At 38.6% G+C, this 26,743-nt stretch carries 22 protein-coding genes; 2 read left to right on the forward strand and 20 right to left on the reverse strand.

Annotated features, from left to right (window positions below; translation table 11 throughout):
- Positions 1 to 118: 118 nt before the first annotated feature.
- Complete coding sequence (locus AC0N32_RS16915) at positions 119 to 1,078, reverse strand: alpha/beta fold hydrolase (RefSeq protein WP_476395018.1); 960 nt, start codon at positions 1,076 to 1,078, stop codon at positions 119 to 121.
- Between the two features lie 324 nt (positions 1,079 to 1,402).
- Here AC0N32_RS16915 and AC0N32_RS16920 point away from each other — a divergent pair, with 324 nt between their 5' ends.
- Entirely contained in the window at positions 1,403 to 2,401 is a 999-nt protein-coding gene (locus tag AC0N32_RS16920; RefSeq protein WP_476395019.1) for a phosphotransferase, read from the forward strand.
- 71 nt (positions 2,402 to 2,472) lie between these two features.
- On the opposite strand, the gene AC0N32_RS16925 is transcribed toward AC0N32_RS16920, so the two are convergent.
- The 8 genes from AC0N32_RS16925 to AC0N32_RS16960 all read right to left on the reverse strand — a co-directional run bounded on the left by AC0N32_RS16925 (position 2,473) and on the right by AC0N32_RS16960 (position 13,878).
- Entirely contained in the window at positions 2,473 to 2,787 is a 315-nt protein-coding gene (locus AC0N32_RS16925) for a helix-turn-helix domain-containing protein (RefSeq protein WP_476395020.1), read from the reverse strand.
- A gap of 144 nt (positions 2,788 to 2,931) precedes the next feature.
- Positions 2,932 to 3,210 (reverse strand): SymE family type I addiction module toxin, encoded by a 279-nt coding sequence (locus tag AC0N32_RS16930; protein WP_476395021.1) that lies wholly within the window; start codon positions 3,208 to 3,210, stop codon positions 2,932 to 2,934.
- 202 nt (positions 3,211 to 3,412) lie between these two features.
- On the reverse strand, positions 3,413 to 6,373 hold the full coding sequence (locus AC0N32_RS16935) for an AAA family ATPase (RefSeq protein ID WP_476395022.1): 2,961 nt from the start codon (positions 6,371 to 6,373) through the stop codon (positions 3,413 to 3,415).
- Positions 6,360 to 6,980 (reverse strand): ABC-three component system middle component 1, encoded by a 621-nt coding sequence (locus tag AC0N32_RS16940; protein WP_476395023.1) that lies wholly within the window; start codon positions 6,978 to 6,980, stop codon positions 6,360 to 6,362. Before AC0N32_RS16940 ends, AC0N32_RS16935 begins: the two co-directional genes overlap by 14 nt.
- Positions 6,977 to 8,083, reverse strand: a complete 1,107-nt coding sequence (locus tag AC0N32_RS16945; protein ID WP_476395024.1) for an ABC-three component system protein — start codon at positions 8,081 to 8,083, stop codon at positions 6,977 to 6,979. The genes AC0N32_RS16940 and AC0N32_RS16945 overlap by 4 nt, the downstream gene beginning before the upstream one ends.
- A 63-nt stretch (positions 8,084 to 8,146) precedes the next feature.
- The gene (locus AC0N32_RS16950) at positions 8,147 to 8,884 is read right to left on the reverse strand and encodes a hypothetical protein (RefSeq protein ID WP_476395025.1); all 738 of its coding nucleotides are present in this window, start codon (positions 8,882 to 8,884) and stop codon (positions 8,147 to 8,149) included.
- A gap of 19 nt (positions 8,885 to 8,903) precedes the next feature.
- Positions 8,904 to 12,668 (reverse strand): AAA family ATPase, encoded by a 3,765-nt coding sequence (locus AC0N32_RS16955; protein ID WP_476395026.1) that lies wholly within the window; start codon positions 12,666 to 12,668, stop codon positions 8,904 to 8,906.
- Positions 12,643 to 13,878: an exonuclease SbcCD subunit D gene (locus AC0N32_RS16960; protein ID WP_476395027.1), complete on the reverse strand. Its 1,236-nt coding sequence runs from the start codon at positions 13,876 to 13,878 to the stop codon at positions 12,643 to 12,645. The genes AC0N32_RS16955 and AC0N32_RS16960 overlap by 26 nt, the downstream gene beginning before the upstream one ends.
- Positions 13,879 to 15,436: 1,558 nt before the next feature.
- On the opposite strand from AC0N32_RS16960, the gene AC0N32_RS16965 reads away from it, so the two are divergent.
- The gene (locus AC0N32_RS16965) at positions 15,437 to 16,573 is read left to right on the forward strand and encodes a cysteine desulfurase family protein (protein WP_476395028.1); all 1,137 of its coding nucleotides are present in this window, start codon (positions 15,437 to 15,439) and stop codon (positions 16,571 to 16,573) included.
- A gap of 39 nt (positions 16,574 to 16,612) precedes the next feature.
- On the opposite strand, the gene AC0N32_RS16970 is transcribed toward AC0N32_RS16965, so the two are convergent.
- The 11 genes from AC0N32_RS16970 to moaA form a co-directional block, all read right to left on the reverse strand.
- On the reverse strand, positions 16,613 to 18,853 hold the full coding sequence (locus AC0N32_RS16970) for a xanthine dehydrogenase family protein molybdopterin-binding subunit (protein ID WP_476395029.1): 2,241 nt from the start codon (positions 18,851 to 18,853) through the stop codon (positions 16,613 to 16,615).
- A gap of 25 nt (positions 18,854 to 18,878) precedes the next feature.
- On the reverse strand, positions 18,879 to 19,898 hold the full coding sequence (locus AC0N32_RS16975) for an FAD binding domain-containing protein (RefSeq protein ID WP_476395030.1): 1,020 nt from the start codon (positions 19,896 to 19,898) through the stop codon (positions 18,879 to 18,881).
- Positions 19,891 to 20,376, reverse strand: coding sequence for a (2Fe-2S)-binding protein (locus AC0N32_RS16980; protein ID WP_476395031.1), 486 nt, complete (start codon positions 20,374 to 20,376; stop codon positions 19,891 to 19,893). Before AC0N32_RS16980 ends, AC0N32_RS16975 begins: the two co-directional genes overlap by 8 nt.
- 130 nt (positions 20,377 to 20,506) lie before the next feature.
- On the reverse strand, positions 20,507 to 21,415 hold the full coding sequence (moaCB, locus tag AC0N32_RS16985; RefSeq protein ID WP_476395032.1) for a bifunctional molybdenum cofactor biosynthesis protein MoaC/MoaB: 909 nt from the start codon (positions 21,413 to 21,415) through the stop codon (positions 20,507 to 20,509).
- A gap of 1 nt (position 21,416) precedes the next feature.
- Positions 21,417 to 21,857: a molybdenum cofactor biosynthesis protein MoaE gene (locus tag AC0N32_RS16990; protein WP_476395033.1), complete on the reverse strand. Its 441-nt coding sequence runs from the start codon at positions 21,855 to 21,857 to the stop codon at positions 21,417 to 21,419.
- Positions 21,841 to 22,962 (reverse strand): ThiF family adenylyltransferase, encoded by a 1,122-nt coding sequence (locus AC0N32_RS16995; protein ID WP_476395034.1) that lies wholly within the window; start codon positions 22,960 to 22,962, stop codon positions 21,841 to 21,843. Before AC0N32_RS16995 ends, AC0N32_RS16990 begins: the two co-directional genes overlap by 17 nt.
- A gap of 2 nt (positions 22,963 to 22,964) precedes the next feature.
- Positions 22,965 to 23,192, reverse strand: coding sequence for a MoaD/ThiS family protein (locus AC0N32_RS17000; protein ID WP_476395035.1), 228 nt, complete (start codon positions 23,190 to 23,192; stop codon positions 22,965 to 22,967).
- Positions 23,193 to 23,241: 49 nt separating this feature from the next.
- Positions 23,242 to 23,976, reverse strand: a complete 735-nt coding sequence (locus AC0N32_RS17005; RefSeq protein ID WP_476395036.1) for a sulfite exporter TauE/SafE family protein — start codon at positions 23,974 to 23,976, stop codon at positions 23,242 to 23,244.
- A gap of 12 nt (positions 23,977 to 23,988) precedes the next feature.
- Positions 23,989 to 25,170 carry a molybdopterin molybdotransferase MoeA gene (locus AC0N32_RS17010; protein WP_476395037.1) on the reverse strand — a complete coding sequence of 394 codons (1,182 nt, stop codon included), beginning with the start codon at positions 25,168 to 25,170 and terminating at the stop codon, positions 23,989 to 23,991.
- Positions 25,167 to 25,748, reverse strand: coding sequence for a nucleotidyltransferase family protein (locus AC0N32_RS17015; protein WP_476395038.1), 582 nt, complete (start codon positions 25,746 to 25,748; stop codon positions 25,167 to 25,169). The genes AC0N32_RS17010 and AC0N32_RS17015 overlap by 4 nt, the downstream gene beginning before the upstream one ends.
- Positions 25,748 to 26,728: a GTP 3',8-cyclase MoaA gene (gene moaA / locus AC0N32_RS17020; protein WP_476395039.1), complete on the reverse strand. Its 981-nt coding sequence runs from the start codon at positions 26,726 to 26,728 to the stop codon at positions 25,748 to 25,750. The genes AC0N32_RS17015 and moaA overlap by 1 nt, the downstream gene beginning before the upstream one ends.
- Positions 26,729 to 26,743: the final 15 nt, after the last annotated feature.

The following is a 26,743-nucleotide window of genomic DNA, read 5'->3' on the forward strand; positions in this document are numbered from 1 at the left end:
AAATTAATCTCATTTTAAATTTGTCCGTATATGAACATTTACTGTACATTAACGGACAGTTCGAATAGCTCCACCTTCTTATGAAAATGTTTGATTTATGAATCATATAAGCAATTCATTATTTCCCGTTAGTCTTTAAAATTTGATCGACGATTATATTTTGTATCTTTTCCGCTTCCTCGGTAAGCACGGAATGTCCTGCATTCTTAAAAGTAAACAATTCTTTTTTAGGTGCTTTTAAAGCTTCAAAATAAGCTTTTGAGATATCGAAATTCGTCTGCAGATCTTTTTCTCCTAAAAAGAAATACACCGGACACTTGATTTCCGGTAATTCCACAGATAGGTTTTGTTTCATTACCTCATTCCATGTCGGCATCCAAACTTCAGCCCAATCCTGCAGGTATTTTTTTAAAAGAGGAACGTCTTTTTCCGCAAAAGGATGACCATCATAGCCGAACATCCATTTTCGTAAATAGTACATGTCTTCGTAACTTTTAAAGGGAACATTAACCGCATTTAATTCTTTTAATTCGACATTGTCAGACTTCGATTTTGCATCAGCTTTTAGTTTTTCAAGCAATAGCTTTTCACTTTTTGTCTGATTTACGACAGGGCTGAAAGCAATATAGGCATTTAAAATCTCAGGATGTTTCTGAGCCATTTTAAATCCGAGTACGGTTCCCCATGATTCTCCTACGAGGTATAATTTCTTTTTATCAAATTTTTTCAACAATATTTTTATCAGTTCGTAGGTGTCATTTTCCATCAGATTTAAGGTAACAGGGCCTTTCGATTTGTTGATGGCATCTGTCATTCCCGCTCCCCGCTGATCCCACTGAATCACAAGAAAATGTTGCTGAAGAATGTTCGAAAATATTTCAGCCTGCTTCATCCGTGAACTTCCTGGACCGCCGTGTAAAAAAAGAATGAGGGGCGCATCTTTGCTGCCACTGTAAGAAATCACCTGTTTTATATTTCCGACAGCCAGTGTATCATATGAAGGTTTGGACTGTGCCGCCAGATCAACGGCAAATAACACCATGATAAAATGGAATATTAAAGTAGTTTTATTGAACATACATGCTGATTTAAAAAGAATTGGTACTGATTATCATTAAATTTGAATGAACACTGTAAAGATATTGCATTTATAGCATATTTATAATACATTTAAATGAATACCATTACAAAATCAACAATAAATAAATGTTATAATACAATACTATTTTTCAGTAAAAAACCATGTAAAAAAGCGATCTCCAGCCTGCGCATTTCAGCAGAAAAAATATCAGATTTATATATTCTTAGGGAGCTCATAAGTTAAAATGAATGTTTATTTCTAATTTTGCAGAAGAATATTCCAACGAACCAATGGTCTCCTACCATTATAAAAAACTATTTAATGAGCACTTTTCCTGTAACCGCAAGTATATTATCAGAAACGGAATTATGTAATTTTATCCGGCAAAAGTATTCATTAAAAGGAGAGTACCATTGTAAGTTATTCAGAACAGGTGTCAATCACACCTACTTCGTCACGGGCAGTGAAGATAAATTTGCTTTCAGAGTCTATTGCCACAACTGGAGAACCAAAATAGAAATCGAACAGGAGCTGGAACTTTTGAGCTTGCTACGCCAGAACTCTCTTTCGGTATCACACCCGATCCCGGATGCGCAAGGAAATCTGATACAGGTCATCAATGCTCCCGAAGGCATTCGTTATGCCGTTCTTTTCTCATTCGCTGAAGGACAGAAGATGCGTTTTATGTCAAACCAAACTTGCTTTTCCATTGGTTCACTGATGGCAAAAATCCACAACATGACCGAGCGCAAAAAGATCAAGAGGGTAGATTATAATTCTGATGTACTTTTATATCAATCCTACGACCTAATCAAATCATTCTTTGCCGAAGATCTGGATGAAATGAAATTCCTTAAACACATTTGTTCTGCAATAAGCAAAAGATTCGAAGAAGTCGAATTATCAGAACATCAGAATGGAATTGTTCATCTCGATATCTGGTACGATAATTTAAGCGTGAACAATGAAAATGAGATCACTATTTTTGATTTTGACAATTGCGGAAATGGCCCGCTGATTCTGGATGTCGGTTATTTCTGCAAACAACTCTTTTTTATTGAGGCCGATAAAGAGGAGTATGAATCAAAAGTACAAAGCTTTTTAGACGGTTATCTGCAAGTTCGGATGCTGTCGGATGCTGAGCTTCGATTGATCCCTGATGCCGGTGCAGCCATTTTCGTATACTATCTGGGCATACAAGCCAAACGATTTGACTGGTCCAATATCTTTTTCACTGAAAATTACCTTAAAATGTTTGTCGGAAGAATAAAAGACTGGATCAGTTATTATGAAAATAAGAATAACAAAATTATAGTTTGACATTAAAAAATCTGTCTGCTGCTATCTCCGCTAAATCTATAAATCTGATTCTTAATTCATTATTTAAATACTCAATCCGTTTCCCGGAACTGCATCGGGGTCATCTGCATATTTTTTTTGAAGAAATTATTAAAGTGCGTAGCCTCTTTGAAACGCAATGAATAAGCAATTTCGGAAATATTCCAGTCGGTATGCCTTAGTAAAATCTTTGCCTCCTGTAAAAGACCTTCCGCTATGATCCCGGAAGTCGTTTTTTCAGTGATCTCTTTCACGACGCGGTTGAGGTGATTGACATGAACGGAAAGCTGGCCCGCAAAGTGTTCTGCCCGCAGGAGCTGAAGGGTTTTATCGTTTTTGTAGACGGAGAGCGCTTTTTCGTAGTTCATGGTTAAGGTTGATTCTAGCTCTGTCAGATTCAGTCTTATTATTTATTTTATGCAGCTGATACCTTTTTCCCCTTATGCCAACATTCCCATGTCTGCAAATTTTAAAATAGCCTACCAACGATGTTGCCGATAGGCTACTGGATTTTATTCTTTGTCAATCTCAATGACCAACTTACCCTGTAATGTAGTAACGATTACGTATGAATGGCATTCGAAACCGATTTTCTCCAACCATTTTCCTTGTAACATGATTTGAGGAACAATTGATCTGCTCCAGGCATAATCCCTACATTTTGGCTGAATTTTTAACCTTCTCATTCCGTTTGGAAGTTTTGGTTTACTGGGTTCACAGGCTCCGCATGTACAGACCTTGTTCGGTTGTAACTCCTGGGTTACTTTTGGTGTTTTTTTCGTGTGTCGCATAGTTGAAAAAAAATAAACGCCCAGGTCGCTGCGACACACGTCGGAAACCGAAGATAGGCCGGACTTACACCGGATCGCCTGAGCTATGTTGTTAATAAGAAAATTTGTCGGATTAGCTCCAACGTGTATCGCAGCATAAATATAAGATTTTTATTTTAATTATTGAGAGATAAATGGTTAAAACTTATTTTTTGGGAAAAAATTAATGAATTACTTCGGCCCTTACTCCATCATTATTGGCAATTAAACGCCATAATTTAACATCTATACTGTCATTTTGAAGTTTTCTTTGGAAGAATTTTGCTTGAACCACATCGTGAGTGCCCATTAAGACTTGAAATCCTTGATCACTTATGTAATCTCGCAAAAGGTCAAATACACCAGAAGCATGTACAAGATCATGGTGTTGAGTTGGATCATCTAGTAATAGTGATTTCCATGGTGTCCATTTGTAGGTGCTAGCCATGGAGAGCATAAAAGTTAATTGTAAGTCAGTCGCTTGAGCTTCACTAGCTACTTGCATTACACTTACCTTTTCGTCATGAAGGTTAATTTTAACTTCTGCCTGTGATTTGTTTCTATGTGAGAAACTTTCTAGTTGTGTATCTACAAAGCGTGGGTTTACGACAATCTTTTTTAGTAAAGAAACCCATAATGGATTTATTGCTTTAATCTTATTGTGTACGCCATTAACTTCTTCACCGATTTTACGATATAATTTTTCAAGCGCAGCTTTTCTTTCTGTTATGAAAGACAGTTCATTATCTATTTTCGATAATCGCTCCTTCAAGCTTGATAAATAAACCTGTTCGTCTAGGTTCTCGCAGATTTCCTTTATTTCTTTATCCAATGTGGTAAATTTCTCTGCTGCGTTCCAACGACCTAATTCATCATTTATTTTATTCAAGTCTTCTAATCCTTTTTTGAGAAGATCTAATTGCTTGAGAAGATTAGTCTTTCCTACATTAAAATTATCAAATGAAGGTGGTTCAACTAAGTTACGATCTTTCCATTCAGCCAAAATTTCATTCTGCTGTCCTTGTAACTTCGAAACAGCCATATTCAGTTCCCTGATTTGCTCTTCTGCCTCTTTTTTAACCTTCATGATTTGTTCACTTAACCTTAAGTTGTCAGTTATTTTTAATGTAGTAGCTTCAATTTCTAATGTTGTAGTTGAAATTTGTGAGTCTAATGAATCTATGTTAATTAACGAAAGAGATTGCTCAATTTTTTCAATTTCGGTTTTTATATTTTCCAGAGATACATTAAGTTGACTAATATTTAATTCATTAGATTGAATTATATCTCTGGTTAGGTCTCTAGCTACTACTAATTTACTTAATTCTTCTGAAGATGGCTCTTCTCCAAATTCTGTTTTATCCTTAACGATTTTCTCTAGATTTACATTGTTTTTTTCTTTTTCAACTATTAACCATTCATTTGCTTGGTTAATATTGCTACTATCAGGAAATCTAGGTATGCATTTTTCATTAATAAATCTTTGAACATTTTTTAATTTATCCTCATTTTCAGTTAAATTCTCATTGATTTTACTTAGTGTCGTTTTTTCATTTTTTATCTGCAGTTTTTTAGTATCAACTTCTGTTTTTAATGTGTTATTCGTTTCAATTTCATTATTGATAACAGGATCTATTTGCTCCAATGCCAGAGCTATTTGCTTCGAAAGTTCGTCGGGTTCATACTCTGCGTTACAAACAGGGCATTTTTTCTGGTCATCAGGTAAATTTTTTGCTATAATTCCTACTGCACCAAGAATCGCATCGGAAGCATTTTTTAGGGAATTGAGTTTGGCTTGACTTTCTTTAAATAACTCTTCTATTCTTAGCAAATCACTCTGAAACTCTTCTAATTTTTTCTGGGATTCTGCTTTTTGTGCGGTTTGAATGTTGATGAGATCTTTTATTTCATTCACCTTTAACTCATGGGTACTCCAATCATCAATTAGCGATTGTAGTGACTTGAATTCACCTTGCTTATTTAGCGCTTCTACTTCACGTGCCCTAATAGAACTGAGCGTAGTAAATTTGGCGTTTAGCTTATCAACGAGTTCGCTCTGTGATTTTAATTTTTCTTTCTGCTCAGAAATAGATTCAGAAATGGTTTTGATCGATTTTTCTATCGATATAAATTTAGCTTCTTCCTCTTTCTTTTTATCTATTAGCTCTTTTGATTTTTGTAAGTCTTTTTGTATGTCTGTCTGTTTATTAAGGATATCTTGAAGCGCGGTAAGTGAATTCTTCAATGGGGTAATGTCTGTATCTGATTTCTCTATTATGTCTGTTTTTCCAGCAATCTGCTTCTGCTTGTCTAATATTTCTTTATTGTTATTTTCAAAAAGAGAGATTTTGCTTTCAAGATTTGAAAGATCAAATAGACGCTTTTGATTATCCTCTTGTAATTTGAGTAAAACAGAGTTTACAAGTCCACGATAACTAACAACGGCATCTGGTTTTTGATTAATATTTTCAGAATTTGACAAATCAGCAAATTGTTTGTGAATCTTTTGTATTTGATCAATAATTTCATTCAAAGGCTTTAGAACATAATTTAACTTTGCCGCATCTCGTTCTTTTAATTTATTTTCAAATGAAGAGACCTTTTTGTTCTGATTATCCTTCTCATTTTTTTTGTCATTTATTGTTCTTGTAGCAGCATTTAAAGTATTTGTTTTTGTTTTTGCAATGGCACTTAAATCTTTACCGATTGATAACTTATCTAACAAATCTCCTGCCTGGGAAGATTCTTCTTTTTGTATAAACCAATTATTACCGCGCTGCTCTATAAGATGCGTAAGTCTTAAAAGGAATGGAACATCTTTTATGGAGTGTTCAGGAAACAATAAATCATGATTGCCCGATATATTAGGCTCTGCACCTTTTCTGTAATTAACCTCACAGTAGTTTCCATTGTCAAAATCTAATCTGACATCCACATCATTCTGCTTGTCACGTATTAATGATAATGGCGGGTTGACTAAACGTTGAATAGATCCAGTTAGTGCAAATTCAATTGCCTCAAAAAGAGTTGTTTTTCCAGTACCATTTGGAGCAAGAAATATATTGGCACCAGAACTTAATTCAATTTCGACATCCTTGCCAAAACGTCTCGCGTTACTTATTGTTATTTTTTTAAGATGCTTCATTGTTTTCTGATTGGTTATTTATCAATGTGTTAAAAAGTTCAAAACTTGAATTGCCAGAACTAAACGCCTCTCGCCACTTGACCTTTTCCTCATCGTTAAACCATGTAAATTCTTGTTCTAACACTGAAAAAGCTGAAATAAGGGGGTCTTGGCCTAAATCTAGTGGAGTAGGGGCGTCAACTTTTGTGATAAATGTTCTTTCAACAAATGATTCCTTGGTTTCATTGGGGCGTAGTACAAATTTTCTACAAAAATCTTCACTAGCTTCAATCCTTAAACATTCTTCAAGTGAAGGCTGAGTTTCGTCAGTCCACATAATGGCAAGATAGATATCAGCAGTTTCCGGATCTAACAGTAATTCTTTGCATAATGCAGCCCATTGTAAGACATTTTTTAGATAATCATTCGAATTAATACCCACTACAAGTAATGTCTTTAAACTCGGTTCTGAAGTTTCCAGCGGGCGAGAAAAACGTATTAGTCTTTTATTTTGCAGATTTTCGGAGGCTATCTCGATCATCTCATTTTCAATAGTTGCTTGACTTTTTATTGAAAAACGAGCTTCAATCTGTTGATTGATATATAATGCGAATTGGTCAAAAGTCATAATATGTTATGGTTTAAAGTTTCAGTAAGTGATTCATTGTAACTTTTAAGTTTTTCTTTTAAATAGTTTTGAAGTTCATCAATGCTCCCTTTTTTGATAACTGAATTAAAGATTCTGTTTTTAGTAATCAACAATTTCGGGTTATTTCCAGCTGCTAAGGAATGATCGATATTTGCTGAGTCACTAATTGAATGTTTGTAAATTTCACCTTCTACTTGTTCACTTTGTGAAAGAATTAGAATATCATATGCTTCTTTACCAATAAGATCATCTATGGAATCCTCCTCATCTATCTTTCTAACTTTTCTGCCTTTTCCTGCTGGTCCACTCCACCAAGTAAGTACTATAGCGCCGATACTTAATCCATCTTCGGTTTTCATAAGATCACCCTCAACAGATCCTAAAGCAACGGAAATAAGCAAGCAAATAAATAGTGCATCTGCGATCAGTAACTTCGTTTTAGGACCTACTCTTAAACTCCCCGATATTTCTTCTCCCTCCGCACTTGGATGTAGTATTTTTTTTAAGAGTGGAATTAATAATAAATCATTTTCTATTATACTTTCCTGCCAAGCATTCCAACGTATTTCTACTGCATCTCTTAACTCTTGCGATTGATCAGTTTCCATATCATTTATCAGTTCTGATATGTTTCTAGAAACGAGTTCCCAAGTTATTTTTGTCATTTGGTTACCCATATCTTTAGCAAAAGATTCTCGTTTAGCGTTTGTACTTAAAGATTTTCCATTACAGATTTTAAATGGAGCATTATTATCAGCAATACTCAAATTTTCAAAATCGTTTTTAAGAACTCCAAATGTGCCACCTATCTTATTTACAATGTGCCCTTTCCAAATATCCCAATTTGAACATAATCCACTTACATTACCATCTAAATGGATTGCTAGTCGAAATATGCTTTCATGAATTGGTGCAAGCTGGAGATTAATATTTTCTAAATTTATATTTAAATTTCTACCCCTATCATTAGACCATAATAGGGGTATTACTTTAGAAGGTCTTTCGACTTCTGTATTTGTTTCTAAATCAAGTATGCCTGAGATATGCCAATCATTATTTATATTATCTATTTGTGTCCACACCTTTATATCCGAGCGAATGTATTCTTTCAGTTCAAATAATAAATTTCGCGGAGCAATAGCCCCTTAAAAAGTAGTGTTTTCAATAGTGTAGGATAGGATCTTTAATCGTACATCTTTTATTTTATCTGGGATAAATATCTCTTTTAATTTTTCTTCGGTATTATTTTCAATTTCGGATTCCAATCCTGAATTTTTTATTCGTAGAAATTTCAAGGCTTTTAAAATGTGTTCCCAATCTTCGAATTCACACCATGTTGTTAGCCAATCAAAACAATTTTGAAGGTTTGTGTCCATGTTAGCTTGAGTTTGAAGCCCGATAGCGGTCGTGACGGAAGGTTTTATTTGAACTTCGCATAGATCTTTTAAATTTCTAATCTGAAGTCCATTTTTAATATAGGTAGTTAGTTCTGGTAACTCAATCCAGAATTCCCTTTTAGGACTGGTGGTGGATATATCAATATCTTTACTCCAATCTGCTAATTTTTTCAAAGTTTCATCTAGAGGTGATAAATCTCGTTTTTGACCTTGCCTAGGTCCCTTTAAATAATTATTTCTGTTACATTGATCGTTAGTATCACCAAAATCTCCGGATGTTTGTCTCTTAACTTGTATATGGATTAATGAAATCTCGTCTTTTTCAATAACTATATCATCCCATGTAGAAATACCTCCCTGTTCCGAACCAATTCTCATATAATGGTTTCTACCTAATGCAAAATCAATAAGCATAACTGCAAGCTGGTATGTTACAAGAGCCTGTTCATACTTTTTGGTTTGGTCTAATCTTAATTTGGCTAACATTAATTATTCTATTTTTTATTTAAGAAATATTTTCAACCTCCACCTTACTTCTCCCGCTCTGCTGCTTGCTCACTTTAATCTGTACCGGGATCCGTTCAGTCATTTCCTGCACGTGGGAGATCACGCCGACTTTACGGCCCTGGTTATGCAGGCGTTCGAGGGCATCCATGGCGATATTGAGGGTGGTGGGATCCAATGAGCCGAAACCTTCATCAATAAATAAAGATTCCACTTTCATACGGCTGGACGAGAGCGAGGCCAAACCTAAGGCCAGGGCTAGCGACACGAGGAAAGATTCTCCACCCGAAAGCGAATAAACCGTACGTACTTCATCGCCCATGTCCTGGTCGACCACCTGGAGGCCCAGCGATGCCGGAATGCGTTCGATCCGGTAGCGGTTGGTCAAGGCCTGCAAATGGATGTTGGCATAACCGAGCAATACATCCAGCGTATATTCCTGGGCAATCTGGCGGAATTTTTTCCCATCGGCCGAACCGATAATCTCGTTGAGCTTGGCCCAGTTTTCGGTAACGGTAGCCTGTTCCGAAATGCGTTTTAACAGGTCGCCGATTTTGTTTTTGTTAGCTTCGTCCTGCTGTAAGCGGAAACTGTTTTCCCCTTTTTTGTGCTTCTTTTCTTCCACTTCCGATCGGGCAGTCGTCTGCAAGATCATCAGTTCTTCGAGCGGTATTTCCCCGTTACCGTTTTCCTGATGACGGTCTAAAGCCTGTTTCCGTTCGGTAAGAATGCTGTTGGCTTTGGTCAGTTCCTCGTCAATGGCCTGCAATGCCGTTCGTTCGTTTTCGATCCAGTCATTTCCTAAAGCGAGTAATTGGTGAAGACCTTCCAGATTGAACGATTGACCGTTCTTTTGATTATAATCGTTCAGCCAATCCTGCATTTGGCGGGAAATTTTCAGGATGGCCGTCTCCAATGAGGTTAGGGCATTCGTGAGTTCCTCCTGCTGGGTGAGGATTTTGGCCTGTTCGATGGCCAATGTTTGCTGTTTGGTTTTCAGTAGCGCTACATCTTCCTGTGCTTTGGTAACCGCCTGTTTAAACTGAAGTTCCGTTTCATCGGCAGGCTGACCGGCAAAGAGGGCGTTGCGTTGCTGAACCAGATCCAGATACGATTGCTGTTGCGTACGGTGGATTTCGATTTTACTACTAGCTTCCGTTTCCATCGTTTTGGCCTGGTTTTCCAGTTCTTTCAGCGTGGCTTCGAGAGCGGCTTTTTCCCGGGTATGGACTTCCAGTTTTTCGGCTTGGGCTTTCCATTGTTGGGCAAAGGCGGTGATGCTTTCCACAAAGGTTTTCGGTGATGCTTTCCAGTTGTTCATCCAGCCGGATATGGTAAAATATGGGGCAAGAAGCTGTTCAATTTCACCCAGATGGGTGGTAGCTAGTTCCTGTTCACGTTTGGCCTGGCTTTGCTGTTCGTTATAAAGCGATAAGCTGTTTTGAAGATCTTTCAGTTGTCCGGCAAGCGTGTCGGTATTTTCTTTCAGTTGGTCGATCCCGGTTTTTGCGGCTTCCAGTTTCTGCTTCTGCCCGGCATAGGCTTGTAACTGGGCGGAGAGATCGGCTTGTTTGGTTTTAAGGGTTTGCAATTGCGTTGCGATCCAATCCGCTTTTTCGGAATTGGGAATATTCAAACTATTTTTGGCGATATCAGATTGTTCCCAGGTTTGCTTTTGGATTGCCAGGGCTGATTCTTTAGCATGTATTTCTTCCTTTCGCTGCTGAATATTTTGCTTCAGGGTGGTGCATTCCTGTTCCAGCGCATCATGACGGCTGTGGAGGCTGAGATGGTATTGCGTTTTCTCCTGGCTGGATTTTTCCAATTGGGCTAACACTTTTTCCAGTTGCGGATTTTGTATGGCATAGGGATGATGGGTGCTGCCACATACCGGACAGGGTTTATCTTCCACCAAAGCTTCCCGGAGTGTTTCTACATTTTCAGCGGATGCGAGACGGGCCTGTTGCAGGAGCTGATCTGCGGTATCGCTTTCCGCTTTCGCTAAGGGGAGTTCTTGTTTGAGTTGTTGTAAAAGTTCTTGTTTGGCCTGATGATCGGCCTGTTCCTGTACCTGTTTATGCTGTAAGTTTTCCCATTCGGTCTGTGCATAATGCAAAAGCTGCCACTGCGCCTGTGCCCTGACGGTTTCTTCTACTTTCTGATCGGTTTCTGTTTTATTTAGGGTTAAGGTTTCAAGGGGAATAGAGCGTAACGCTTCGGACTTTGAATCATACGTTTTCCGATTTTCGTCCAGCAGTTGAAGCTGATTTTTCCAGCTGTCCTCAAGGGTTTTCTGCTGCACTTCAGCCGCCTGGATTTTATCCTTTAACTCCACTAATTTTTCGGAAGAAGCTTTTTGGTTCTCCAACAGTTTTTGGGCATCTTCCAGTTTGGAAAGGATAAGTTCTTTGTTTTCGGCAATCGGTTTTCGGGCTGCCTGTTCGGTTTGCCATTGCGTAATGCTTTCAATCTGGGAAACAACATCGGTGAAGGCTTGCTGTTTTCCTTTTAAGATATCCTGATGTTGACGGTTTAGTCCGGCAGCTTTTTCAGCCTCTTCTTTCAGTCGGTCGACCTGTTGTTTTTTCTCTCCCAGCAGGGTATCCAGTTTGCGGGCCTCCTCCAATAGCGGCAGGGCATCGGTAAGGTTCTTGTTTTGAACGGAAAGTTGATGTTCTGCCTGTTGAAGTTGTGTTTCGAGGGTTTCTTTTTGTTGCTGTAAGGAAATCAGGGTTTCCTTTACCGTTGCCAACGCTGTTGTTTTAACGGTATGTTGTTCCTGTGACTGCGCCAAAGCGTCTGCCCAGCTTCGGGTCTGCTGTGCCTGTTCGGCCATGCGCAGCTGCCTGCTTCTTGGTAAGGTGGACTCTTTGTTTTCGGTTGCCTGCTGTACCATCAGAATGGCTTCATCATAGCTCTGCCTGTATTTGGCAAGCTGTTCATACCAGCTGATTCCTGCGTTTAACCTTTCGATTTCTTTATCCAGGTCTGTGATCTGTTTTTCCAGAATCGCCTGATCTGCGGCCAGGACTTGCAGTTCTTCATCGCTCAAGGTCAGAATGCCTTCTTTTTGCAACTGAAGGTCACGCAGCAGCACTTCTTCTCCTTTATATTTTTCGTAAACCTTCCTGGAAATCTCGGAGTAGATATGGGTTCCGGTAAGCTTTTCAAGCAGGGAGGATTTCTCATCCCGGTTGGCTTTCATAAAAGCGGTAAAATCACCCTGTGCCAGTAATACCGAACGGGTAAATTGTTCAAAATTTAAGCCGACCAACCTTGCAATTTCACTGTAGGTTTCGGCTTTTCTTCCCGGAAGATCAACCTGATTGGAAATGTTTTTTAAGGTCACAGCATCCGACTGCATGCTTCCGTCGGCCCGGTTTCTGGCACGTCGCACACTCCAGGTTGCCCGGTAGTTTTGTGCGTCGATTCCCCTAAAATCCACCTCTGCAAATCCATCAGCGGTTCCGTCACGCAGAATGCCACGTATATCGCCTTGGCTCAATGTGCTGCCATGAACGTCTTTAATCTCCACACCCGTTTCCCTCGCTTGCAGATACCGCGGTGTTTTACCATATAAGGCGAGGCACAGCGCATCCAGTATGGTCGATTTTCCGGCTCCGGTAGCCCCGGTAATGGCAAAGATGCCTGCTGAACATAAAGGTTCTGCCGTGAAATCAATTTCGGTAGTGCCTTCCAGCGAAGCTAAATTTTTAATTCGAATGGCTAATATCTTCATCTTATCCGGCGTTTTGGTTGACTTCATGTGCCACCTGTTGGAACAATTGCATAATTTCCTGTGGCACTTCGCTCTGGTATCTGGATTGGTAGGCTTTACCGAAAACATCAATGGGCTGCAGTTCATTCAGCTTTTCAGCGGTGATGAGTTCGGGTGTTGCTGCGGCAGCGGCCGGATATTGGGCATCGATTTTAGCCAATCGTACCGCTTTACCAGCCAGGGCGGTTTCTATTTTATGGCGTAAAGCAGGCTCGGGTGCATCGAGTAGTACACGAACTTGCAGATAAGGCAGATTTTCCATGCCGGCAACCAACTCCGGCAATTGCTCCAACTGGGAAATGACTTCATGCAAAGGCTGATGCTGATGCGGAATTCTTTGCAGCGGCACAAATACCGGGATTTCAATGGCTCTCAAATCACTGATTTCCTGATCCAGATCAAAAACAATAACCTGATGTTTATAATGAATTTCTGAAAAGGACATCGGCAAGGGACTGCCACAATAACGGACGTGTTCCTTTCCGCCTATTTTCTGTGCCTTGTGGATGTGTCCCAGAGCTACGTATTTGATATCGGAATGAAAAGCTGTGGCTGAAATGCATTCCACACCGCCCATGATCAGCCTTTCCGTTTTATCCAGATCGGTAATCTCTGCCTGCTGGGTATGCAGGTGTCCCATCGCAATAATGGGCTGGTCTTCCGTGCTGTATTGTTGGGCATACGCAAAGGCTTCCTGATATAAAGCGGCGACGCCTTCGGTATAAGGATTGGCGCAATCGGCAATGGCAGGATAATCACCCATCCGCAGGAAAGGAATGGCCAGGCAAAAAGCTTTAACAGCTCCGGTAGCATCGGGAATTTTAACCAGCAGTTTTTCGTAATCGATATTTCCGGCAGTATCTTTTTCTACCAAACCGATAATATGCACATTTGACGATTCCAGTAAAGGTTTGGGTGCTTCCAAACGTGCTGCTGAGTCATGGTTGCCTGCCGTTATGATAATTTGCAGATGAGGCACGGCTCTGGTCGCTTCATTAAGGAAACGGTAGAGCATCCTCACCGAGGCCGCCGAAGGATTGGAGCTGTCGAAAATATCACCACTGATCAGCAAAACTTCAATGTTTTCTGCCTGCAAGGTTGCGATCAGCCAGTTCAGAAACTGCTGATGCTCGTAGCTGCGGTCGTATTCGTGAAACAGCTGGCCAATATGCCAGTCTGCGGTATGGAGGAATTTCATAATAATACATTTTTTGGGATGGTTGATCCTGTATTCCGATAAATTGCGGATACAGAAATACCCGACTTACCTATTCATATCCATGTAAACTATTTTATACATTCAATGAAGCAAGTTGTTGAATTAAAGAGGGTTCTTCATTTGGTCTTTCATAGTGAGAGTTATTAGTTACTGCAATTTAATAATAAATTCAAAACCATGAAAAAATTCCAGCCAATTTTTCATGCTCTTCATAAATTCTTTAAGCTTTATCAAAATATCTGGCTAAACTACTTATATAAAATAAAATGGCTTTACGGAAAACAGTAAGGATCTCTAAAAAACTATATTAAACAATTACAGACTGAAGCTCTAAAGCTTATAACCGAAAAGCAAACCCATAAACATTGCAGTTTTATAATTTGTGATTTAGCAGATCTCTATGAATCTGCTAACGTCATCACCAAACAAAAGGTTATCAGGCTATTTTCTCCGGAGAAGGTAATACTTGTTTCAAATCAGGCTGAAGAATTGGTACGGATAGAATTAAGGTTATATTAAGTATATCTAAATTTAAAAAGCAAAGGAGGGATTATAAAAATGATCGGGAAATGAATGACTTTATAAAAGAACTTATTTTTTTAAGTCAATATTTCAATTTTGCGAAATTGCATTAGTTATAATAATTGCTGTTCGAATACTGCCAGGTCGCTATAAATTTCCAGAAATAGTATTAAAATCAATTCAACAATCACAAACATTTCAAGATACTGATTAATAGATATTTAAAATAAAATGGCGTCATAAGGAAGCATTTGACTTCTTATGACACCATTCGTGACCTCAGCGGTGCATTTTCCGAACACTTTTCTAGAGGACTTGAACATCTTAGCCAGGCTTAACTGTCTCTAAAGTATAACTTCCAACCGAAAATTTTCAATTTAAAATGGAAACTTTTAATATTTTTTTCTAATCCATTAAAAAAGATTGCTTTTATACGTTGAAAAATGACCTTCTAATAAATTATAAAAATGTATAATTGTGAGAATATTATAGCCACTCTTCCACTTCTTCCCAGTTCTGCTGACAAAATCGTTTTATTGTCAACTTCTATCCTCGACGATTATTGGATAAGAATTACTTTCCTAATGCGTATCTTTACCATCCAGGAAATTTTTGCTATGTTTTTTTACTTGGATTCAAAAAACTTTACATTTAATCTTGCAGTTCTCATATCTCTGTTGGTGATACTTCCCGAGAACTAATTTTCGGATGCTTTATCTTTTCGGGCAATTGTCAAAAATTCGCCGATTTTTGCATCCAGAACTACTCTTTTGCTCCAGTCTTTGGGTACGTTTTGATGAACTCAAAAGCCGGATTGTTCTCATATTTTTCGATCATATCAGAAGCGATTTAAAGCGGAGTGTAGATTAATCTTGAAAATAATTGCCTGACTCCACTGAACAAGGATTTCAAAGTGATTATAGTTTACTTTTCGATGAAAATAATTAGAAGTTAAAATATTAAATAAAATTGCCTTAAATTTATAATATGACTAAAAACAAATTATCAAGAATTTATGACCGATATTGCTAGAATATACCTGGACAACAATGCTACCACCAAGATGGACCCACGTGTTCTTGATTCTGTGTTGCCCTATTTCACGGATTATTATGCGAATGCAAGCAGTTCTCATCTCGATGGCTTAATCATAAATGAATCGGTTGAAAATGCAACCTGGCAAGTAGCGGATTTCATTGGTGCTAAGGAAAACGAAATTATTTTTACCTCTGGTGCTACCGAAGCACTCAATCTAGCCATAAAACGACTTGAAGATTTATCCAGAAAAAAAATAATCACTTTCACAACTGAACACAAAGCAGTTTTGGATACTTGTGCTTATATGGAAGACCGAGGATTCCAAGTTGAATATCTGCCTGTAAGGACTGATGGAAGCATCGACATAGAAATTTTCAAAAATGCAATGAATGATGATACTTTACTTGTGATTGCAATGCTTTCTAATAATGAAACAGGAACCATCCACGACATCAAAACAATCTCTGAAATTACAAAAGCTCACGGCACATTCATGCTTTGCGACACCACACAATCGATTGGGAAAATTCCGGTTGATGTGAATGATCTTGGGATTGATCTGTTAACGATTTCTGCCCATAAATTGTATGGTCCAAAAGGAATCGGCGCGCTTTACGTCTCCAATCAATCAAAATTGAAACTCAATGCTCAAATTCACGGTGGCGGACAACAGAGAAATATGCGCAGTGGAACTCTGAATGTGCCGGGAATTATAGGTTTGGGAAAAGCTTGTGAAATTGCTAAGTCTGAAATGAAAAATGATGAATCGAGAATCAATAAACTCCGCAATAAACTTGAAAAAGAATTACTGAAAATTGAGGGTAGTTTTGTCAACGGATCTACACAGCAAAGAATTTACAATACCTCTAACATCTGTTTCCCCGGTGTTTGGTCTGACCAGTTGATTTTATCTTTAGGAAATATTTCGGTTTCAAACGGTTCGGCTTGTTCGGCTGTGACGTCAAAACCGTCCCACGTTTTAAAAGCTCTAGGGTTATCGGATGAGGAAGCTTTGTGCTCCATCCGTTTTAGTTTGGGAAGGTTTACTACCGAGGAAGAAATCGACTTCACCACTAAAAAAGTGACCGAACTTGTAAAACAATTTCGCGCATAAAAAATCCCGCTTAGTTTGGCGGGATTTAATTCTAACATTTTATAAAAGCTTGTCAAAATGAATCGGAAGATCGTAAATCCTTTTTCCAGTAGCGTGAAAAATAGCATTGGTAATTGCAGGAGGCATTCCTACGCCGCCAATTTCTCCAACACCTTTCACTCCAAGATCATTAACAAACTGATCTTTTTCTTCTACAAAGATCACTTCCAAATCATTAATATCAGCATGAACGGGAATATGATATTCGCCTAAATTGGCATTCATATATTTACCAAACTGATGATCCAAAATGGTTTCCTCGTGCAGTGCTTTGCTGATACCCCAGACCATTCCGCCCAGAACCTGGCTTTCTGCTGTTTTCGGATTGATAATTTTTCCGGCTGCCACTGCTGTCACGGCTCGTTTAACTTCAGTGATTCCGAGTTCTTCGTCCACTTCCACTTCTACAAAAACGGCGCTATGAACTGCCCGTGCTTTTTTTCCATACGTTAAAGGATTGGGAATTGCAGAATTGGTTGTTTTAATTGGTTTTCCTTCGTTTACCGCTAAAATATCTTTGACTTTTACTTGAACTTCAGGATTTTCATTAAGAATAATACACCCATTTTTAAATTCAACATCTTTAAATTTAGCATCACTCAAAACAGAGTTTTTCATATTTTTTGCGAGCTTGAATAACTTTTTATTCAAAGCCTGACAGGCATTTTGTACCGCAGGTCCAACCGTTGCGGTGGTAAACGATCCGCCCTGAATCGGCGCAAACGGCATTTTGCTATCTGCATAGGAGAATATAATATCTTCAATCGGAATCCCCAATTCGTCTGCAGCAATTTGCGACATAATGGTTAAAGTACCTGTTCCGATATCGGTGACAGCACTTTTGATTTCCACTTTACCGTCTGGATTCATTATTGCTTCTGCACGGCCAAAAAGTCGGTTCGCATCCCAGATTCCTGTCGCCATTCCGTAACCCACCAATTTATTACCGCGCTTCATACTTCTAGGTTCAGGATTTCTTTCATTCCAACCAAATTTTTCGGCGCCTTGTAAAAAACACTCTTTCAGTTGCTTGCTGGAGTATTCTTTGTCACTGCTTTTATCGATTTCTGAATAATTAATGAGCCTTAATTCTACAGGATCAATATTCAATTGGTAAGCTATTTCGTCCATTGCAACTTCAATGGCGTGCATTCCGGTACTTCCGCCTGGAGCCCGCATATCCAGAGGACTGTAAATATCCAATGGGACAATCTGATGTTCCAGTAATGTATTTTCAGCCGGATAAAGCATATTTGCCCAGTTCACGACAATTTCTACATAATCTTCAAAACGGGAAGTTTCGCCGATGGCTTTGTGATAAATGGCATTGATTTTTCCGGTTTTATCAGCTCCAAATTTGGTATGTTGTAGTGTAGGAGGTCGGTGTCCAATCATATACATTTGAGCTCTGTCCAAAGTTACACGCACGTTTCGTTTTAAAGCCAAAGAAGCCATCACGGCCATAAAAAGCTGATGCTGAGGTCTGAGACCTGAACCAAAGCCACCGCCCACAAATGGTGAAATTACCTGAACGTTTTTCATTTTCAAACCAAAAACATTAGCAACGTACATTTGCGAATTAATGGTCCCCTGCGTTTTGTCGTAGATTTTTAATTTATCTTTACCTTCATAGATAACGGTCGAGGCATACATTTCCATCGGATTGTGATGCTCAGTTCCGTGACTGAATTGGCTGTCGATTTTTACAACAGAATTTTCATATTCTTTCTCAAAATCGCCTTTTGGCTTCGGTGGTGGCGGTTTAAGCATAGAAGCCAGACCTTTTTTGGGATCTCTGGATTTGTCGAGGTTGGTTTTTAAATCTGTCTCAAATTTTTCGTCTTCCTCATAAACGAATGTAATTTTTGTGGCCGCATATTTCGCCATTTCAAATGTTTCTGCAACAACTAAACCGATAGGTTGACCGTTATATCTGATTTCATCGTCACTCAGCGGTTTGAAAACAATTCCTGGAGGCGCATCCATATCGGCATATTTGAAATCAAACCAAGCAGTTGACGGTTTATTTTCGTGCGTGAATATTTCGATGACACAAGCCATTTTTTTAGCTTCTGACGTATCGATTGATTTTATTTTTCCTTTGGTAATCGTGCTGTTGACCACATAGCCGTACAGCAGATCATCGGCCTGATATTCTCCTGCGTATTTTGCAGTTCCGGTCACTTTCAAATGACCTTCTAAACGGCTGATTGGCTGTCCGATTGTTGGTGTATTTTCCATAATTATTTTTATTGAAAGTGAAAATTTACAATGAAGGTTTAGCTCCGGGGCGTTGTGATTCAGGGCTTAACGCCATCATACAGTTTCTGATGATTGCTCTTTTAGCCAAATCGATTTTAAAACTGTTGTGCTCAAAACCACTTGCACCTTTCAGAATTAAATCAGCTGCTGCAGAAAAATTTTCTCTGTTGGCCTCCTTTTCTATCAAAAAGTCTTCCGCTTCTTTCACGCGCCAGGGTTTATGCGAAACACCACCCAACGCTAATCTTGCTTCTTTAATACTATTATTTTCCAATTCTAAACCAGTAGCAACCGAAATCAAAGCAAAAGAATAAGAAGCTCTGTCTCTTAATTTTAAGTAAGAATAATTTTTTGAAAAACCTTTCTCGGGAAGTTTAATTCCTGTAATGATTTCGCCTTGTTTTAAATTGTTATCAATTTCCGGAGTATTGCCAGGAAGCCTGTGAAAATCAGAAAAAGCTATTTGTCGTTCACTATTTGGTCCGGAAACATTCACGACCGCTTCCAACGCTGCGAGAGCTACACACATATCAGACGGAAAAACGGCAATGCAGTTTTCATTGTGACCCAAAACCGCATGAATCCTGTTGTAACCAGTGATGGCTGAACAACCAGAGCCTGGTTCGCGCTTGTTGCACGGCGTATTGACATCATAAAAATAATAACATCTTGTTCGCTGAAGGAGATTTCCACCATTGGTCGCCATATTTCGGATTTGTGCCGAAGCCCCTGCCAAAATTGCTTTAGAAAGTAATGGATATTTTTCTTCGATGATGGGATGATAAGCGGTGTCCGCATTGGTCATTAATCCTCCGATTCTGATTTCGCCATCAGGGAGTTCAGTGATATTATCAATTCCTGGAATTGAGTTGATGTCGACCAAGGTATCAGCTTCTGTGACGAAGTATTTCATCAGATCCAGAATATTGGTACCGCCTGCTATTATTTTATTTCCTTTGCTTTTTTGAGTTGAAGAGATGGCACTTTCAACATCTGCAGCTTTTATAAAATCAAAATTATTCATACGATGCGTTTTCTTTTACTGCCATCACAGCATTAATAATTCCTCTGTTAGCGCCACATCTGCAAAGATTGCCGCTCATCAGATCCTGAACTTCCTCACGCGTTTTGGCTTTATTTTCATTTAATAAACCAACGGCACTGCAGATTTGTCCAGGCGTACAATAACCGCACTGGAAAGCGTCATGATCGATAAAAGCCTGCTGAATGGGATGTAATTCTCCATTTTTTGCGATTCCTTCTACGGTTGTGATTTCCGTATTTTCATTCATTACTGCCAGACTGAGACAGCTTAAAACCCTCTTCCCATCTATCAGAATGGTGCACGCTCCGCATTGTCCGTGGTCGCAGCCTTTTTTGGTTCCTGTTAATTTGATTTTTTCCCGTAAAGCATCAAGTAACGAAACCCACGGCAACACTTCGAGATGATGAGCCTCGCCATTGACGGTCAGTGTGATGGATTTTTTTTCGGTGATTTTCATAACTTTTAGATTGGTGTATCTCAGTTACTACAAATAGAAAGCCGCTATGGTAGCATAACGGCTGATGTGGTATATTTGATCTAATTTATAATCAAAACACTTAAGCTTTTTATTATCTTGAAATTAAATTTTAATGAATTTGATTCTCATTCAACTGAAAAACGTGTAAAATTTGTGGGAACAAAGCTTCCATAGATTCTTCTACTGCTTTTTTGGAACCCGGCAAAGTCAAAACCAGAGTTTTCCCTGAAAAACCTGCTACTCCGCGTGAAAGCATCGCCGTTTTAATTCTCTGCTGCCCGTAGTTTCTGGCGGTTTCCATAATGCCGGGAATTTCACGGTCAATCAGTGGTAAAACGGCTTCTGGTGTGACATCACGTGATGACAAACCTGTCCCGCCTGTAAAAATGACTAAATCAAAATGCTTTTCTTTAAATCCAACCAACGAAGACTGAATGGTATTAAAATCATCAGGAATAATCTGGTAATCAATATTATTTATTTTATTCTTTGCTAATGCATTACAAATCGCCTTTCCAGATTTATCTTCCTTTTCACCTTTAAAAGCAGAATCTGAACAGACAATGACCACCGTTTTTAAATCTGAATTAATGAATTTATGATGGTCTGACTTGCCACCCGTTTTTTCCAGCAAACGGATATTCTGTATTTCTACATTTTTATCAATCGGTTTCAGCATATCGTACATTACCAATGCCGCAACAGAGGCGCCGTGCATCGCTTCCACTTCTACTCCGGTTTTGTAGATGGTATGAACTTCAACAGAAATAATGATCGATAAACCTTCTATTTTGTAGGTTATGGACGTGAATTCCACCGGCAACGGATGGCAATCAGGAATGACATCGCTGGTTTTCTTGACTGCAAATAATGCCGAAGCTCTGGAAAATTCAAAAATATCACCTTTTGGAACGGTTCGGTTTTCGATGGCCGAGATAGTTTCCTTAGATGAAGTTTTCACTGTAGCTGTCGCAATTGCTTTGCGTAGTGTAGATGATTTATGTGTAATATCGACCATATTATTGATTTAATTTCCACTGATGGGAATCGTCGTTAAAAATTTCTCTTCCCCAAATCTGAAGCTCCGATTTGATCCGTTCAACCGTTTCATTGCAGGCTTCCATCGCTGCAATTCTGTGTTTGGATGAGGTGAATACGAAAAGGCAAATTTCGCCTGCATTTACAATTCCCAAACTGTGATGAACGTGCATACAGGTCAGATCATATTTCTTAAATATTTCCTCCCGAATTTCGTGCATCTTTTCCAAAACCATTTCTCCGTAGGCTGTGTATTCAATGGCTGTAACCGTTTTCCCATCTACTACGTCTTCCCGGATTTGTCCGAGAAAAATGCTATGAGCGCCAATTTCTTTTTGTGAGCCGTGTTTGGCAATGCTTTCAGAAATAAAAGCCGGACTGATGGGACCTTCTGTGAATATATTTTTAATCGTTCTTTCCATTTTTTCTATGATGTAACGCTGTGATTCCACCTTTCAGATGGCTTATTTTTTTTTGATTTCCGAAATGTCCCAGCAAAATCTCCGCCGCTTTCAAACTTCGTTTTCCACTTTGACAGAAAAGAATCAAATTTTCATTTTTTATTTCTGAAAATTTATCTTTTAATTCTGAAAGTGGAATCCGGATATGCTCAAAATCAGCTTTCGGCAGTTCTCCGATTTCCCGAACGTCGATAGTTAAAGTATTTGAATCAGACATCCTTTCCATAAAATTATCCAAACTTAAATCTTCAATATTTTTAGATGAAATTCCGCAAAGAAAATTATAATCCGTCAATTCGAATGCTTCTCTGTTTTTGGGAATCAGATTCTCAACTGAACTTTCATTGGATATATCAAGCGTAAAAATCTCACAATTGAGCATATTGAAAGTCAACAGTTTTCCATCTAAAATTTCACCTAATCCAACAATCAATTTAATGACTTCATTCCCCTGCATCATCCCAATCATTCCGGGAAGCACGCCTAAAACTCCTACCTCATTACAATTCTGCACCTCTTCCGGTTTTGGTGGATTCGGGAAAAGATGACGGTAATTTTTACTGTTTCCAATTTTTGGATTGGCATTAAAAACCGCTACCTGACCTTCGTATTTATAAATGGCTCCGAAAATTAAAGGTTTTTTTAAAAGAACACAAGCATCATTAATCAAATAACGGGCTGCAAAATTATCGCTACAGTCAACGATAATTTCATATTCAAAAATGATCTCCCAGGCATTTTTTGCGGTTAATTCCAGCGGATAAATGTTGATTTTAATTTCCGGATTTAACTGCTGAAGTCTCTGAGAAGCCACTTCAACTTTCTTTTTTCCAACATCATCGGTGGAATACAAAGTCTGTCGCTGAAGATTGCTTATTGAAATAACGTCGTGATCCACAATTCCAATCGTTCCAATTCCTGATGCAGCCAAATATTGCAGAACAGGACAGCCTAAACCGCCTGCGCCAATTACCAAAACTTTAGCTTTCTGGAGTTTTTGCTGACCTTCAAAACCGAAGCCAGACAAGGCATAATGCCGGGCGTATCTTTCGTTGTAATTTTCCATTTTTATCCTCCTGAGTATGGCGGCATCAGAGCCACAACATCATTTTCACTAAAAGCCACATTATTTTGTGCTATTTTTTTATTGACTGCAAACGCCAGTTTCTTATCCGAAAGTTCGGGAAATTTTTCAATTAATTTTAATTTTAAAGAATCAAGATCTTTTGCTTCCAACGTTAATTCTTTTCCTGTAATTTCGGCAATTTGTCCGAATGCAATGATTTTAATATTCATAAATATCAAATTTCACTTTAAGATTATATCAAATGATCGAATTATCATACTAAGCTTTTGTCAATAATAATTTATAAGAAGCTAACAGTAAAACGCTTGCCAAAACATATTTTAAAATATCCTGGTTGAATTTTTTTGAACCCAAATAAGCGCCCAGCAATCCACCGCTGAATGCTACGACTACATACATCATCATATTTTCGTTAAATGATATGCCTTTGGTAATCATCCCGCCGAGTCCTGCGGAGGAATTAACAAAGATAAAAGCGGCGCTGATGGCTGCGGTCTGTTTTTGGTTGGTCCAGCAAAGCAGCAATAAAATGGGTGAAAGAATGATGCCTCCACCGATACCGATCATTCCGGAAAGAAGTCCGACTACTCCACCGATGATAATTGTAATCGTTGTACTGTACGGTTTCAGTTCGCTGTCTTCAACATTTTTAAAAAAGAAAAAGCGGATGACGGGAAACAAAAGTAAAACTCCAAGAATTCTTTTGTAAATATTTTCTTCAACCGTAATCATTCCGCCAATAAATGCAAGAGGAATCGAGGCTGCCGCAATCGGTATAAAGAGTTTCTTGGAAAAATATCCACCGCGATAATATTGGATAAATGACGTTAATGAAACAAAAAGGTTGAGCATCAAAGCAGTTGGTTTCATTTCTTCCGGAGCAACACCGTACAAGGCCATCAGTGCCAAATAACCACTCGCACCGCCGTGCCCGACTGCGGCGTACAGAAATGCGACAAAAAAAAGAATGATATAAAATATTTCTACAGACATATTTAAACTAAATTATGGTAAAATATGAATCGTAACCTGCTCATTTGCTTTGCAACCTAAAGATTCCTCAGGCAGCACGATAAAACAGTTGGCCTGCGCAAATGAGTGGAGTCTGAATGATTCCTGTGCGTGCAGTGGCGTAACTTTTCCATTGCTGTAAAACGCTTTTAAAAAATGCGTCAGCCCGGCATTTTTTGGATAATCGTGAGTTACTGTTGCCGTAGTTTTAATGAGTTTTGACGTCAATCCCATACAGTTTTCCAGTGCGGGCAAAACATATTCGTAAAAACAGGTGAGTGAAGAAGAAGGATTTCCTGGAAGTCCGAAAACCAGTTTGTTTTCTTTGGTTCCGAAGAATAGAGGTTTGCCCGGTTTCTGTTTTATTTTGTGGAATTTTTCCTCTACACCACAAGTATTTGCGACCTCTGTTACAAAATCATAATCGCCCACGCTTACACCGCCATTCAACAAAACAACATCATTATCATTAATCGCTTTTTCTAAAACTTTATGAAGTTCTTTCGGATCGTCTTCAGCTCTGAAAACCTCAATATTTTTAATTCCAATTTGATTCAAAACCGCTTTTAACTGAAATGAATTGGCTTCATAAACTTGCGCAAATTCCAGTGGATTTCCGGGATTCTGAAGTTCGTTTCCGGTGAGAATAATGGCAACTTTTGGCGGCGAATAAACTGAAACTTCAGAACATCCAATTACGGCTAAGAATCCGATGGCTGCAGCAGAAAGAGAGGTTCCGGATTTCATTGCCACTTCACCTTTTTTTACTTCAGCGCCTTTTGGACGGACGTTGGTTCCTTCGGTTAAATTTTCATCTTCAACAATCAATAAACCATTTTCAATCTTTATTTTTTCCTGCATCACCACGGTATCTGCATTTTCGGGTAATGCCGCTCCGGTGAAAATTCTTGTGGCTTCACCAGTTTCTACTTTCAGTTGCCAAGTCGCCCCTGCAGGCATCTCTCCGATAATTGACAGCGATTGGTTTCTATCTTCAAATTTCAACGCATAGCCATCCATCGAAGACTGGGCAAAATTAGGAATGTCGGTTGACGCGATGACATCCTCACAAGTTACCAGACCAAAAGCATCGGAAAGTAACATCACAGCATTTTTTTTAGGTGAAGCAGACTGCAGAATTATTTGTTTGGCCTCGTTGACAGAAATCATTTTCATTGCATTAATTTTTGATAATCAGTTTGGGTATCAATATCTATGGCTCCTTTTTCAAAATTTATTTCGGCAATATCGTTTTTGAATTTTTGGAGCACTTTTTTTGCACCTTCCTGTCCGGAAAGTTTTAAAAGTTCTGCGAAATATTTTTTAGTGAATAAAACCGGCGTTCCTAGCGTTTCGGAATATTTTGCGGCTACAATTCCTTTTTGAGAATCCTTCTGCATTTGAATTAAATTCGAGAAAACTGATGCTTCAATAAACGGTTGGTCGCAAACTGAAACAATAATATTTTGAACTTCCGGAAATTCATTGACAAGTTGGGTAATACCCATTTTGATTGATGAACCCATTCCTTCATTCCATTTTACATTTTCAATAATTTTAACTTCAATATTTTCTATTTCCTTTGAAATTTGAGAGTGACTGGAACCTGTCACAACGTTTACAGAATCAGAAACTTTTATTGCTTCCTCAACCACGTTTCGCAGCAATGTTTTTCCGTTGAATTTTAATAACTGTTTAGGTTCGCCAAGTCTGGAAGAGTTTCCTGCGGCTAAAATAAGTATTCCTGTTTCCATCAGCCTCCGATTGTAATCATACTTCTGTTTTCCAGTTTTGAGGCGTCGATATCTTCAAAAATACCGGTGAACTGTCCGCCGAGAGCTTTTGCTTTTGCCATCATTGTTTGCTCAATTAACGGTAAAATATCCTCACCATTTCTCAATGCTCCCAATAAATCGGTTTCTTCTTTACTGAAAAGACAGTTTTTTAATTTTCCATCGGCTGTTAACCGCATTCTGTTACAAGTGTCGCAAAACGGCTGGCTCATAGTGCTAATGACGGCAAATGAACCTAAATGTCCTTCAATTCTATAGTGGCTCGAAGTGTCATTAGGCCTGGGAGGAACTGCAATCACATCATATTTTGAATTGACGTTCAACAAAATTTCGTGCAAAGTAAAAACCTGATTGCTGGTCCATCTGTTGCCACTGAAAGGCATAAATTCTATAAACCGGACTTGAATATTATTGTGTTTTGTCAGAGCAATAAAATCAAGAATCTCATCATCATTTAAGCCTTTCATAACTACGACGTTGATTTTCACCCTGATATCGTGTTGAAGCAGTAAGTCGATATTATTTCTCACCCTTTGAAATAAATCCCGTCTTGTAATCTGGAAAAATTTTTCAGATACCAAAGTATCAAGACTGATGTTGATACTTTTAATATTAGCTTCAAGTAATTCAGTCAACATTTCGTCCACTCGAATTCCGTTGGTCGTAATAGCCAGTTCGATATTTAATTTACCTAGGGCTTTTATAATTTTCGGCGCATCTTTTCGAACCAGAGGTTCACCGCCTGTAAGTCTAATTTTTTTGACGCCGTTTTCAACAAAAAGTCTGGCAATATTTTCAATTTCGTCAGCCTGCATCAGTTTTGATGCTGGAGCAAATGCGTATTTTTCTTCCGGCATACAGTAAAAACAACGCAGGTTGCAGTTATCTGTAAGAGAAATCCGAAGATAATCGTGAACTCTTCCGAAAGTATCTTTAATCATTTTTTAAGTTTTGGG

It is taken from the genome of Chryseobacterium endophyticum, from assembly GCF_056333165.1.